This window comes from Marinimicrobium sp. ARAG 43.8 (genome assembly GCF_050113635.1).
Taxonomy (GTDB): domain Bacteria; phylum Pseudomonadota; class Gammaproteobacteria; order Pseudomonadales; family Cellvibrionaceae; genus Marinimicrobium.
In genome coordinates this window covers 231,654-244,182 of sequence record NZ_JBNJLT010000004.1, presented here as the reverse complement: position 1 = coordinate 244,182, position 12,529 = coordinate 231,654, and the positions used below count along the sequence as shown (strand labels likewise).

The 12,529-nt window shown below is 57.1% G+C and carries 11 protein-coding genes; 5 read left to right on the top strand and 6 right to left on the bottom strand.

The window, feature by feature from the left end:
* Position 1 precedes the first annotated feature (1 nt).
* Both argB and slmA read left to right on the top strand, forming a co-directional pair.
* Positions 2-901 carry an acetylglutamate kinase gene (argB, locus tag ACQCLF_RS10145; RefSeq protein WP_426986862.1) on the top strand — a complete coding sequence of 300 codons (900 nt, stop codon included), beginning with the start codon at positions 2-4 and terminating at the stop codon, positions 899-901.
* A 144-nt stretch (positions 902-1,045) separates the two neighbouring features.
* Positions 1,046-1,642: a nucleoid occlusion factor SlmA gene (gene slmA, locus ACQCLF_RS10140; RefSeq protein WP_426986860.1), complete on the top strand. Its 597-nt coding sequence runs from the start codon at positions 1,046-1,048 to the stop codon at positions 1,640-1,642.
* Here the strand turns inward: slmA and ACQCLF_RS10135 are convergent.
* Positions 1,639-2,244 carry a hypothetical protein gene (locus ACQCLF_RS10135; protein WP_426986858.1) on the bottom strand — a complete coding sequence of 202 codons (606 nt, stop codon included), beginning with the start codon at positions 2,242-2,244 and terminating at the stop codon, positions 1,639-1,641. The genes slmA and ACQCLF_RS10135 overlap by 4 nt on opposite strands.
* Positions 2,245-2,278: 34 nt before the next feature.
* Entirely contained in the window at positions 2,279-2,920 is a 642-nt protein-coding gene (gene pyrE / locus ACQCLF_RS10130) for an orotate phosphoribosyltransferase (RefSeq protein WP_426986856.1), read from the bottom strand.
* Positions 2,921-3,189: 269 nt separating this feature from the next.
* Between pyrE and ACQCLF_RS10125 the strand changes: the two genes are divergently transcribed.
* Entirely contained in the window at positions 3,190-3,963 is a 774-nt protein-coding gene (locus tag ACQCLF_RS10125; RefSeq protein WP_426986854.1) for an exodeoxyribonuclease III, read from the top strand.
* 103 nt (positions 3,964-4,066) lie between these two features.
* On the opposite strand, the gene ACQCLF_RS10120 is transcribed toward ACQCLF_RS10125, so the two are convergent.
* The 4 genes from ACQCLF_RS10120 to rph all read right to left on the bottom strand — a co-directional run bounded on the left by ACQCLF_RS10120 (position 4,067) and on the right by rph (position 10,983).
* On the bottom strand, positions 4,067-7,867 hold the full coding sequence (locus ACQCLF_RS10120) for a glycosyl hydrolase (RefSeq protein WP_426986852.1): 3,801 nt from the start codon (positions 7,865-7,867) through the stop codon (positions 4,067-4,069).
* A gap of 137 nt (positions 7,868-8,004) precedes the next feature.
* Positions 8,005-8,814: a LytR/AlgR family response regulator transcription factor gene (locus ACQCLF_RS10115; RefSeq protein WP_426986850.1), complete on the bottom strand. Its 810-nt coding sequence runs from the start codon at positions 8,812-8,814 to the stop codon at positions 8,005-8,007.
* Entirely contained in the window at positions 8,750-9,946 is a 1,197-nt protein-coding gene (locus ACQCLF_RS10110; RefSeq protein ID WP_426986848.1) for a sensor histidine kinase, read from the bottom strand. The genes ACQCLF_RS10115 and ACQCLF_RS10110 overlap by 65 nt, the downstream gene beginning before the upstream one ends.
* A gap of 317 nt (positions 9,947-10,263) precedes the next feature.
* Positions 10,264-10,983, bottom strand: a complete 720-nt coding sequence (gene rph, locus ACQCLF_RS10105) for a ribonuclease PH (protein ID WP_426987079.1) — start codon at positions 10,981-10,983, stop codon at positions 10,264-10,266.
* A gap of 143 nt (positions 10,984-11,126) precedes the next feature.
* Here rph and ACQCLF_RS10100 point away from each other — a divergent pair, with 143 nt between their 5' ends.
* Together ACQCLF_RS10100 and ACQCLF_RS10095 are read left to right on the top strand one after the other, a co-directional pair.
* Complete coding sequence (locus ACQCLF_RS10100) at positions 11,127-11,993, top strand: YicC/YloC family endoribonuclease (protein WP_426986846.1); 867 nt, start codon at positions 11,127-11,129, stop codon at positions 11,991-11,993.
* Positions 11,994-12,103: 110 nt separating this feature from the next.
* Positions 12,104-12,520 (top strand): organic hydroperoxide resistance protein, encoded by a 417-nt coding sequence (locus ACQCLF_RS10095; protein WP_426986844.1) that lies wholly within the window; start codon positions 12,104-12,106, stop codon positions 12,518-12,520.
* The last annotated feature ends 9 nt before the right edge of the window (positions 12,521-12,529 follow it).

Below are 12,529 nucleotides of genomic sequence, written 5' to 3'. Positions count from 1 at the left end.
TATGTCTTTGAATCGCACTCAAGCCATGAATGTAGCTCAGGTACTGACCGAAGCGCTGCCCTACATCCAGCGCTTCACCGGTAAAACCATCGTGATCAAGTTTGGCGGCAACGCCATGATCGACGAGGACCTGCAAAACAGTTTCGCCCGCGATATCGTCCTGATGAAACTGGTGGGCATGAATCCGATTGTGGTTCACGGCGGCGGCCCTCAAATTGGTGAACTGCTCAAGCAGTTGAACATTGAGTCCGAATTCGTCAACGGCATGCGGGTGACCGACAGCAAAACCATGGATGTGGTGGAGATGGTTCTGGGCGGCACCGTGAACAAACAGATTGTCAGCCTGATCAATCACAATGGCGGTCACGCGATCGGCATTACCGGCAAGGACGGGCAACTGATTCGCGCCCGCAAGCTCTCCGCCAAACGTCAGACTCCGGAGATGCAGGCGCCCGAGATTATCGACATCGGTCATGTGGGGGAAGTCGCGGGCATCAACACCTCCGTTATCGACATGCTGATCGACAGCGATTTTATTCCGGTGATTGCCCCCATTGGCGTTGGCGATGACGGAGCGTCCTATAATATTAATGCCGATTTGGTGGCCGGAAAAATCGCGGAAGTGCTGCGGGCCGAGAAGCTGATGCTGCTCACCAACGTGGCTGGCCTGCAGGATAAGAACGGCGAGGTACTGACCGGGCTGACCACGCAGCAGGTGGATGATTTGATCGCCGATGGCACCATTTATGGCGGCATGCTCCCCAAAATTGGTTGCGCCCTGGATGCGGTCAAGTGCGGCGTCAACAGCGCTCACATTATTGACGGGCGCGTGGCCCATGCGGTGCTGCTGGAGATTTTCACCGACGCCGGTGTGGGCACTCTGATTACCAACAAGCCGTAATCAACAAGACTCGGAACACACGATTTGCGACAAAACGCACACTTTGATTGAAGACAGGCGACAATGCGGATAGCATTACCCACGTCGCCTAAAACTTCCTGACGCTTGTGCCGACGGATTCAAACAGCCTCAAGACGGAACACCATGAGCAAACCCAGCACCAAAGTTTCCCGACGCCAACAGATCCTGGAATCTCTGGCTCACATGCTCGAAGCCAGCCCCGGCGCCCGGATCACCACGGCGGCCCTGGCACGGGAAGTGGGCGTCTCAGAGGCGGCACTGTACCGTCACTTCCCCAGCAAATCCAAAATGTTCGAAGGGTTGATCGAGTTCATTGAGAACACCATTTTTACCCGCATTTCCCTGATCGTTCGGGACGAACCCGGGGCTCTGCGTCAGTGCGAAAAAATACTGCTGCTCCTGCTGACCTTTACCGAGCGCAATCCCGGCATCACCCGCCTGCTGACCGGCGATGCTCTGACGGGCGAAACCGAGCGGTTGCGCCATCGCGTTGCGCAACTGTTTGAGCGGATAGAGACCCAGCTAAAACAAATTCTGCGGGAAGCGGAGTTACGCGAGGGGCTGCGACCCAACCTGCCTCTCTCGGCCGCCGCCAATCTGTTGATGGCCTGTGCCGATGGCCGGATCACGCAGTTCGTGCGCAGCCAGTTTCGACGCCCCCCCACGGAACACTGGGCCGAGCAATGGCCGGTGTTGATCAACGGGTTGATGCGCGCCTAGGGCACCGACTGACTCGACGCCTTCATCGCACGGAAGGCTTCAGCATCTTCGTCAAATTTCTCGGCCACTTCGTCGTATTCCGTTTGCCGCCGTTCGATTTGCGCCAGATTTTTCTGCACTTCCTGCTTGAGCGTCGCAATGTTATCAAGCAATGCGTCCGGTACCGTTTGTCCACTGCGCTCCAGTCGGGCGGCCCGGCCTTCCTGATCGCGAATCTGTAGCCGAACATTGCTCAGATTGCTCTCCAGAATACTGATATTACCCTGAAGTTCCGCGAGGTTGCGTCGCTTGGCATCCTCGATATCTTTGACCGTACTGTAACGGCGCCGCAACTCCTGGTGATAGGCGTCCTGCTGAATGCGCTGGCGCTTAGCCTCCTCACGAGCGCGCTGCTCTTCGGGCGACGGGGCGGGCGCTACCCGGCGCAGCACCGTCCCGTTGAGCGACACCACCTCATACCCTTTGGGCACGAAACGGGGCGGGATATGGTCGTCCAGCACCTGCACGCCCTCGTCATTGACGTACCGGTAGTACACTTTTTCCTGCGCTTGGGCACTCACTAGCCCCGCCATGGGCAAACAGCCCAGAGCGAATACGCTCAAGGCCCACACCAGGCGCCGGATTGTTTTGTGACCGTTACACACCATACTCAGCCCGATACGCGTTGATGGCGGCTACCGTCTCCACGCGCCCGCCATCGGCTTCAAGATAGGCTACGACCTGGTCCAGCTTGACGATACTGATCACCGGAATGCCGTAGTTCTGCTCCACCTCCTGGATCGCCGATACGGCGCCCTTGCCCCGCTCCTGACGGTTAAGGCCAATCAGTACCGCTGCCGGTGAAGCGCCGGCGGCACGGATCAACTCCATGGATTCACCCACGGCGGTGCCGGCGGTAATCACATCGTCCACAATCACTACCTTGCCCGCCAACGGTGCACCCACAATGGTCCCGCCCTCGCCATGGTCTTTCGCTTCTTTGCGGTTGAACGCATAGGGCAGGTCGCACCCGTGTTGGTCTGCCAGGGCCACCGCCGTGGTCGTCGCCAGCGGAATGCCTTTGTAGGCAGGGCCGAAAATCAAATCCACATCGATATTCGCCGCCATCAGCGCGGCCGCATAACAGCGCCCAAGTTGCGCCAGCGCCCGGCCGGTTTGAAACTTACCGGCATTGAAGAAGTAGGGGCTGCGCCGCCCGGACTTGAGGGTAAACTCACCAAACCCCAGGGCTTGATGCTCAATCGCCAGCTCGATAAAGGCGCGTTGGTAATTCTCCATGAAAATCTCTCGCAAATACGCTAAATTGAACAATAGGTTGAACGCGAAATAACGGAACATTCCGGCACCAGCGGCCTGCACCTGCCCGGCCTTTCACCCCCGCCGGAACAACAATTATAGCGATCCAGTACAGGTCCGTACCGCACTGCAGTGGAAAAATCGCGCCGAACACGTGTAAAAATCACCAATTTTCGCGGTTTTTCTGTCACTAATTAACACAAAGAGAACAAGCTCGGGTATCATACACAGTCCGTAAACAAGGGGCTAATATGAGAGTTATCAGTCTTAGCGTCGATGGTATTTTCCAGGCGGCTCAGCGAGGTCTGTTCGACTGGCTGGACAGTCAGGATGCGGATGTCATCTGCCTGCAGGATTTGCGGGCTCTGGAATATGAACTGGACGACAAGCCGGTGTTTCAGTTGGACGGCTACTTCGCCTACTTTTTCGACTCCGGGACACCTCACTACAATGGCGTGGCCATCTACACCCGAAAGCAACCCAAGGCGCTGATCTTCGGGTTGGGTTTTTCCTCCGGTGTCGATATGGAAGGCCGCTACCTGCAAATCGATTACGAACAGTTGAGTATTGGCTCGCTGCTGGCACCCAGCGCCACCTCGGAGCTGGAGTCCCAGGAAGTCAAAATCAAGTTCTTCGATGACCTGCAGGCTCACCTGGACAAAATCACCCGCAAGCGGCGTGAGTTCATTTTTTGCGGCAACTGGGCCATGGCCCATACTCCCCGCGATGTGACTAATCCGGAGAAGAACGAGCACGAATCCGGCTTCCTGCCCCACGAACGGCAGTGGCTGAGCCAGCTGTTTAACCAGTTGGGTTACGTGGATTCCTTCCGCAAGGCGAACAAGGACCCGGATGAGTACAGCTGGTGGCCCAGCGGTAAAATTGGTGAGGGAGAAGGCTGGCGCACCGACTTCCAGGTCGTCTCGGCACCGATCGGACATCGTGTGGAGCACGCGGCGATTTACAAGAACCAGCAGTTCTCCACTCACCTGGCGGTGATTGTGGATTACGACATCGAGCTATAACGCCCCTTAACGAGCTGTAACGCACCATAAAAGCCCCGTAAAAAAAGGCCCGGCAGATAAATGCCGGGCCGAAAAGCGCAGGTCCTGTCCAGGAACGTCCGTCTTAATAGACTTCAAAGCGCCAGAGTGAGTAACCGTAACCCGTACCACGCTCGGTCCCGAGCATACGGACGTAGCGCCCCGTCGCGTTAACGGCAATATCATCCACGCCGCCAACACCGGCCGTTTCGGTATATACCGTCGTCCAGGTACTGGCGTCATCCGACACCTGAATCTCATACCCCTTGCCGTAGGCACCTTCCCAGTCGAGCACCACTTGACTGAGGGTTTGTGACGTGCCGAGATCCACATAAATCCATTCGCTTTCGGTCCAGGCGCTGGCCCAGCGGGTGCCACCATCGCCATCCACGGCCTGTGCGGCGGACAGCCAGCCCGCCTCTTGAGAAGAAGACACAGCGGGCTGCCCCTCTGCCAAATCCCCGGTAGGCTCAGGTTCTTCATCGCCGCCACCGTTGTCCGAGCCCTCCTCGAACGTCAGCCAGTTCACATTGATGGCGTCACTGAACATCAGGCGCAGAGGTTGATTCCCCGCGTCAAGATCCACCGTTGTCGTCACGGTTTGCCAGCTTTGCAAACCACCCGTGGCCGGGACGGATACTTGCGCCAGTTCGTTTCCGTCGGAAGAGAGGGTCAGGGTGCCGCCTACGGCACTGGCCACTCGCAGGGTAACCTCGTAGAGACCGCCATCGCCACTGACCCGATATTCCACCCACGAACCCGGGTCCATATCGCTCAGATTCAGGAAGCCGGAATGATCCTCGGTCAGCTCGACCCGCACATCCCGCTTGTCGTCTTCCACGTTCGGATAAATGATGTCGCTCATGGCCGCGTACTCTTCGGCCTGCACCCGAGAGGGAAGGGTGTGCACATTGGAGGCGTTGTGCACTGGCATGTTCACGTAGATGCTGCCCAATTCAGTCAGGACACCCGATTGCCGGTTGTCGAACAACCCATTAAAAGGATGACCGTCGCGCCGACCGGTAAACCAGGCGTAACGCTCCAGATCCGGGTCGTTTTCAAAGGCATCGACCACCTGAACTAGGAAGCGTTTCTGATCTTCCTGCGTGGTGAAATCTTCCCAGTGGGAAAACTCGGTCATCCAAATCGGTTTATTGTATTTCTTGAAGCGATCCACGTACCACTCTACACCACCGGCATCCTGCATGTAGGCGTGAATGGAAATGGCGTCCACCTGGCAGTCGGGACACAGGTCGAAGAAGTCATCCAGATAATCGATGGGATCATAGTAAGTGGTGCCACCTTCGCTGTTGCAGTTCCCGCAATAGTTCATGGCAACACTGACGATTTCCAGATCGAATTCGTCGGCAATCGCTTCCAGCCGGGGCCATTCCGCCACCGCCTGAGAAGGCGTCATGTTGGCCTGATCCAGGAAGTTGGGTTCATTGAAAGCCAGCAGGTACTGCACCTCGGGATGATCAAGCAGATACTCGCGCATGGCCTGATCGTCAAAGCCACCGTTCCAGGCCATCGGCGCAAATTCCACACCGTAGTTCTGGTACACATCCTCGATCATGACATCGGGCTTGTGGCTCCAGTTGTACCACCAGCTAATGCCTTGGGAAATTTTCGCGAAGTCTTCTTCTGAATGGTAACCGTAACCGAGGCCCCGCTTTTCACTGCGAACGCTGGCATGACCATTGTCCACCAGCACATAGTTGGTGGTGGTGTCGGACAGTTCACCATCGCTGACCGTCACACTGACCGCGTACCGGCCCTCTTCTGTGAACTCGTGATTCACCGTCGCGCCACTGCCCAAAGTGCCATCGCCAAAGTCCCACAGGTACGTCAACGTATCCCCGTTGACATCCACTGAGTCGGAGGCATCCAGCGTGACGTTTAACGGCGCAGAACCACGCATTGCCGAGGTTTTCACCGCCGCTCGCGGCGCCCGGTTCACTTCTTCGCCATCGGTGCCCGGCGCTTCGGCCTGCTGACCTCCGGAGAGATAAATATCGTCAATCGCGATGTTGTCGATTTCACCGGTACCCAACAGCTGGAAAAGCTGACGCACATCCGCCAGGTCAACGTCCTTGGCCACGTCCGACATGGGGATCGCAATATCCTGCCAGGTGCCATCGCGCACGAATCCATAGGGGTCGTTACCCGCCTCGAAATCAATCCAGAGCTGGCCAATGTCATCCCGATTACCACTTTTCATCCCAATCTGGAACGCGGACTGGGAGGTGGTTTTCAGGGAGAAGTGCAGCATCGCACTGGCATTATCGAAGGCCGTCAGGTTAAATCCCTGGCGCGCCGTCAATCCCATGCCGTACCAGCCCAGGTCATTGGAGGCCAGATTCAGTGAAGCGTTACCTTCTTTAACATCACCGGGAGACAGCGTCAGCGTGTTCTCCCAGATAAACAGGTCGCCGCTCACCCCAAAACCGAAATTACCGGCATCGCGATGCGCGGGCGTCTCGGTGTAAATACCGAAGTTGCCATACTCTGGCGCTTCCAGCGCGACCGATTCCGTCAGGTAAATATTATCCACGGCCACCGTCATCAACGCCGCAGGCGCAGGACCGGACAGGGTGAACAATGCCTGTACCGTTTCAAAATCGACACCACTAAACTGCGATAACGGAATCGCCACATGGTGCCATTCACCGTCGCGTTCGAGCCCGTATTGCTCGGCGCCCGCCGACAGTTCCACCGAGCCGTCACCCCCAGCGGTGCTTCCCATGCCCACTGTAATCGGCGTGGGTGACTCGGTTTTCATATCAAAGTGCAGATAACCGTGCTGGTAGTTGCGCAGGTTCTGGTCCTTGTGCAACAGCCCCATACCCCACCAGTCACCCGGAGCCACTTCGTAGGCCAGGGCGGCGCTGCCTTCGGACGGCGCGGTGGCCACGGTGGTCATGTTGTTCCAAATGTACAGGTTGGTATTGTCACCCCAGTTGAGTTCGTTCAGCACCGGTGTGGTTTCGGTCATGATGCCGTAATTGCCGCTGAATAGATGTTCCTCGGCGATGTCCAGTTCGGTGTACTGGTTTTCATAGAGCCGAACATAGTCCACGTACATTTTCGCGGGGAACGGGGCGGTAATATTGTTCGGGTCGGTAATCTGAACAAAATTGAATCCGCCGACCGCCATATTAAGAATAATGTGCGCCGGATTCTCCCGGAACTCGGACATGTTCGGGTCCGTAATGTCCATACTGAAATATTCAGTACCATCGACGCTCATGCTCACTTCGGAGGGCGTCCATTCCATACGGTACACCCGGTAGGTGTTCAGCCCACCGGCGACATCAATGCTGCTGGCGGCATCCGCTTGCAGCCAGTCGCTCCAGTCACCGGATTCATGCCACCAGTGCATGGCCCCCGACACGGTCTGATTGACAGTGCCATTGTCGATAGCTTCTCGGGAGCCGGCTTCCAGGATGTCCCATTCGCCGGATTTCGGCCAGCCATCAATGCCGTAGTTATTACCGAGCATCCAGAAGGCGGGCCAAAGGCCATTGCCCAGATCCGGCAGTTTGATTCTCGCTTCGAGAACCCCATAGCGAAAGCCGACCCGGCCATGGGTGTTAATTCGACCGGAGGTAAAGAGGTTGCCGTTATGTTCTTCATTTCTGGCTTCAATCACCAGTTGGCCATCGTCGAGGTAGACGTTTTCGCTGGAGGCGGTGTAATACTGTAGCTCGCCATTGCCGAAACCGTGGCCGCCGGTCTCAAAATTCCAGAAGGAGCGGTTAAGGCGTTCACCGTCGAACTCTTCCGCCCACACAGGCTCGGCCTGTTGTGCCGCTGCGGCGTGCGTGAACACGCACCCACCGGCGATCAACAGCGCCTGCCACAAGGGAGTCTTCAAGGTTGTCATATCGTTTATCCTGCTGTTCCGTTGTTATTGTGACTGAACGATCACCCCGCACCATGCCCCGACCTCGCTGACCGCCGCAATACCGCTTCGATAAACCGGACCGCCGCTACGACAAACTGGGCTGACGCTGTACCTGATTATGCCTGGGTCTGGCTGAGCGCCGGGCGCATCAGCGCCTTGACGGCGGTGTTGTAGCTGCGGCTGACTTTAAGCCGTTCGCCACAATCCAGCGATACGAGGTAGTCACCTTTGCTGAGCGATTCCACCTGAGAGACCTTTTCAATATTAACGATGGTGGAGCGATGAATGCGTTTGAACACGCGGTCGTCGAGCGAAGCCACCAGCTCTTTCACGGTACTGCGCATAATGTGGGTTTCCCCCGCCGCGTGAATGCACATGTAATCACCCGCCGCATCTACCCAGTCAATCCGCTCCTGTTCGATCAGCCGCGCGCTGCCGACATCACGAATGATCAGTTTATTCAACGACGCGGCCGTTTCTCGCGTATTGAGACGACCCAGCAACTCATCAATGGCGCCGATCAGGGGCGGCTTGTTTACGCCCGTTTCTCCAGCGGCGCGGTGCCTGACTACGGCTCGCTTTACCGCTCGCGCCAGTCGTTCCTCATCCAGTGGTTTGGGAATGTAATCCACCGCATGAAGATCAAAGGCATCCAGTGCGTACTGCTGATACGTGGTGACAAACACCACCATGGGCATTACATCGTTCTGGAGCGCCTTAATAACTTCAAAGCCATTCTTGCCCGGCATATGAATATCGAGAAACATTAAGTCCGGCTGATGCGTCAGTGTCGCCGCAATGGCTTCCCGGCCATTGCGGCAAGCCGCGACTATGTCAATGTCCGGATACTCCTCCAGGCAGCTACGCAGCACGTCGAGCGCCAGCGGCTCGTCGTCCACAATCACGGTTTTCAATGCTCGTCTCATCGTTATCTCTATTGTTGTTGTGGGGTGATTCGGGCCGATAGGGTATTTCAATACAAACCGACAGGCCCCGCGGGTCATTCTCCAGCAGCGTGAGCGAATGGTCATCGGGGAACAGCGCTTCCAGCCGTTGGCGAATATTGCTCAGCCCTACACCGGTACCGGACGTGGTTGAGGGTTCCACATCCGCGCCGGTGTCGGACACGGTAATTTTCAAACAATCAGCGATTACTCGTGCGCGAACCGAAATACTCGCGCCGTTTTCACTCCCTGCCACAGCGTATTTAATGGCGTTTTCTACCAACGGCTGTAATAACAGGCTGGGCAGTTCGGCACGCGCCGCGTCGGGCGACACATCCACGATGAACCGCAGGCGCTCGGGGAAACGAACTCGCTCGATATCGACGTACAACGACAGGAGGGCCACTTCGTCCTCCAGCGTCGTGCGTGCCTTGGGATCGTACTCCAGGGAAAACCTCAGGAATTTCCCCAGCCGGTCCAACATGGCCAGCGAACGCTCCCGGTCACGGAGCCGGATCAGTGCGTAAATGGAATGAAGTGTGTTGAACAGAAAGTGCGGGTTGATTTGATAGCGCAACATTTTAAGCTGCGCCTGGTGAGCACTGGCCTCGGCCTGTAGCCGTTTGATTTGTTCGTTGCGACCTCGCTCAATATCCCGCAGGTGTTCGGCATGCTCCTTTTGCAGCAGGCCGTAGTAGTTCATACCGTGATACAGCGCACACCAGCACAGATAAATGTAAAAGGCACCAAAGTACCAACCGCCGTACTCGGACCAGATATGCGTTTCACCCGTGAGCCACACGTAGGTGATCAGCCGCAACGAGGTCCAGCCCGCCGCCGCCAATCCAGCCAGAGCCACAACGAGGATCATGCGTGGGCCTGCGGGCAAGTACCACAGGTTCAGGCAAGTCAGTGCCAGCAGCTGGGAAATCATCAACCCCAGCACCGTTTGCAGGTACAGATGTTCGATGTAGATCAGGTGAGCGTTCTGGTACCACAGCATCATGCCGAGAAACGGCAGGGCGGAGAGGATAAACCAGAAAATCAGCTGCCCAGTCCAATACTGACCGGTGTCCTCGTACAGAACCGGTTTGAGGAAGCGGCGTACAGTCATGGCACTCTCCAAACAATGGCACTGCCCGAACATTGTTATGTTCGCGTTGTTATGTTTATTGCGGCTGCTCCACCTTCCTTTGCGGGATCAATGCGGGTTAACCCAGAGAGTGTAGCGCTAACCCCACCCAGTGCTCGTGCCGATTGCGGTTCGAATAAAGTGGCACACCGAAAACGGGTACTGGATCACGCCATAAATGTGGCATGATCCGGCCTGACGCGGATGTTTTTCGGCGCGAGGGAGAGGATGGAGAATAGATGGAGAGTAAGAGAAGGCGCGGGCTTGAAAGGCCGACAGCGAAGCCGGCCTCTCGGCATTTACTCGGCCAACGCGGCCTGCTGCAGGCGGTTCAGCTCGCCAATCCCCTGCTTGGCCAGAGCCAGCATGGCGGCGAACTCGGCTTCGGTGAACGGCTCGGCCTCTGCGGTTCCCTGAATTTCGATCATACCGCCATCGTCGCCCATGACGATATTCATATCGGTATCCGCCGAAGAGTCTTCCGGATAATCGAGGTCCAGCACCGGTAAGCCTTGATAGATACCCACAGAAACCGACGCGATGGCGCGCTTGATCGGACTTTCTTTCAACTTGCCTTCACGCTGCATAAAAGCGACCGCATCGGCCAGTGCCACCCAGGCTCCGGTAATGGAGGCGGTGCGCGTGCCGCCGTCGGCCTGAATCACGTCGCAGTCGAGCTGTATGGTGTACTCTCCCAGCTTCTGCAAATCCACGGCCGCCCGCAGAGAGCGGCCGATCAGGCGCTGGATTTCCACGGTACGCCCACCTTGTTTGCCGCGCGCCGCCTCACGGCCCATGCGACTGCCGGTGGAGCGCGGCAGCATCCCATACTCGGCAGTCAGCCACCCTTGCCCCTGACCGCGAAGAAAAGGCGGGACGCCTTCAATCACACTGGCGGTACAAATTACCTGAGTATCGCCAAACGCCACCAGCACCGAGCCCTCGGCGTGCTTGGTAAAGTGGCGGGTCAGGCGCACATCGCGCAATTGGTTGGGCTGGCGGCCACTGGGGCGCTGAATATCAGTGTCGGGCATGCTGAATCCTGTTAACGACGATAGAAAGGAAGAAAAGGACGTCTGTGATAACATCCCTTGTTCGATGGAGCGAAGCCTATCAGCTATCGCCCCGGAGGGTAACCACTGACCAGCACAGAGGATTTTCCATGCCACGCAGTATGACCGGTTTTGCCCGCAAGGCGCAGCAATACGACTGGGGGACGCTTACGTGGGAAATCCGGAGCGTCAATCACCGCTACCTCGAACCCGCGTTCCGACTCCCGGAAGATTTTCGCGAAATAGAACCGAAATTACGCGAACGCCTTAGAAAGTCACTTCATCGCGGCAAGCTGGAAATGAGCCTCACCGTGCAGAAGGACGACGTACCGGATCAGGATCTGGGCGTGAACCTCGACAGAGTCCGCCAGTTGGCCGAAGCTGCGCGCAAGATCGGCAACGAGCTGCACAACGCCATCCCCGTCGACCCTCTGGACGTGCTGCGCTGGCCCGGTGTTCTGCAACAGCCGGAACTCGACCGCGACGCCCTGATCGAATCCGCCTTGAACCTGTTTGACGACACGTTGAAACAACTGCTCGAACACCGGGAACGCGAGGGGGCAGAGCTGGCACAGTTTATCCGCCAGCGCCTCGATAACATCAGCGAGCAGGTGGCCACATTACGCGAACGCCTTCCCGAAATACTCGCCGCCCAGCGCGAGAAACTCAAAACCAAAATCGAAGCCCTGCAAGTGGAACTGGACCCGGAGCGCCTGGAGCAGGAAATTGCCCTGCTGGCCCAGAAAGCCGATGTGGATGAAGAACTGGACCGCCTGGACACCCACGTAGCCGAGGTGAAGCACACGCTCACCCAGAAAAACTCCCTGGGCCGCCGCCTGGATTTCCTGATGCAGGAACTCAACCGCGAAGCCAACACCCTGTCCTCCAAGGCCATCGTGACAGAAACCACGCAGGCGGCGGTGGAGTTGAAGGTGTTGATTGAGCAGATGCGGGAGCAGATCCAGAATATCGAGTAGAGCAAACGGGGTTGAAAACCTCCTTCACCGCACTCAGGTAATACACTGGGCATCAACAACGTTGAACTTCAATCACGCTGAACCCAGGCAACATGGTAAGGAGGAACCTGATGAAACCTTTATACACGGCTAAAGTTACCGCAACGGGTGGTCGCGACGGGCAGGCAAAGTCCAGCGACGGCAATTTGGAAGTGAAACTGGCAACGCCCGAAGCGTTGGGTGGCAAGGGTGGCAGTGCCACTAACCCGGAACAGCTATTCGCTGCGGGCTACTCCGGATGTTTTTTGAGCGCCCTGCAATTGGCCGCCTCGAAGCACAAGATAAACTTTCCCAAAGACGCCTCCGTCGAGGCGCAGGTCGGGATTGGCAAGCACGAGGAAAGCTTTGCCCTTGCAGTGGACCTCTATATCCGTTTGCCGGGAGTTGACGCGAAAGACGCCAAAGCCATTGCCGATAAGGCGCATGAATTATGCCCTTACTCGAAGGCCACTCGCGGCAACGTCGAGGTGACTCTTCACGTCAGTTAAGCCGCTCCA

What these genes read in the sequence shown, in the direction of transcription:
- argB (WP_426986862.1), top strand. Translation starts at nt 2, where the DNA reads ATGTCTTTGAATCGCACTCAAGCCATGAATGTAGCTCAGGTACTGACC.
- slmA (WP_426986860.1), top strand. Translation starts at nt 1,046, where the DNA reads ATGAGCAAACCCAGCACCAAAGTTTCCCGACGCCAACAGATCCTGGAA.
- pyrE (WP_426986856.1), bottom strand. Translation starts at nt 2,920, where the DNA reads ATGGAGAATTACCAACGCGCCTTTATCGAGCTGGCGATTGAGCATCAA.
- ACQCLF_RS10125 (WP_426986854.1), top strand. Translation starts at nt 3,190, where the DNA reads ATGAGAGTTATCAGTCTTAGCGTCGATGGTATTTTCCAGGCGGCTCAG.
- ACQCLF_RS10120 (WP_426986852.1), bottom strand. Translation starts at nt 7,867, where the DNA reads ATGACAACCTTGAAGACTCCCTTGTGGCAGGCGCTGTTGATCGCCGGT.
- ACQCLF_RS10115 (WP_426986850.1), bottom strand. Translation starts at nt 8,814, where the DNA reads ATGAGACGAGCATTGAAAACCGTGATTGTGGACGACGAGCCGCTGGCG.
- ACQCLF_RS10110 (WP_426986848.1), bottom strand. Translation starts at nt 9,946, where the DNA reads ATGACTGTACGCCGCTTCCTCAAACCGGTTCTGTACGAGGACACCGGT.
- ACQCLF_RS10100 (WP_426986846.1), top strand. Translation starts at nt 11,127, where the DNA reads ATGCCACGCAGTATGACCGGTTTTGCCCGCAAGGCGCAGCAATACGAC.
- ACQCLF_RS10095 (WP_426986844.1), top strand. Translation starts at nt 12,104, where the DNA reads ATGAAACCTTTATACACGGCTAAAGTTACCGCAACGGGTGGTCGCGAC.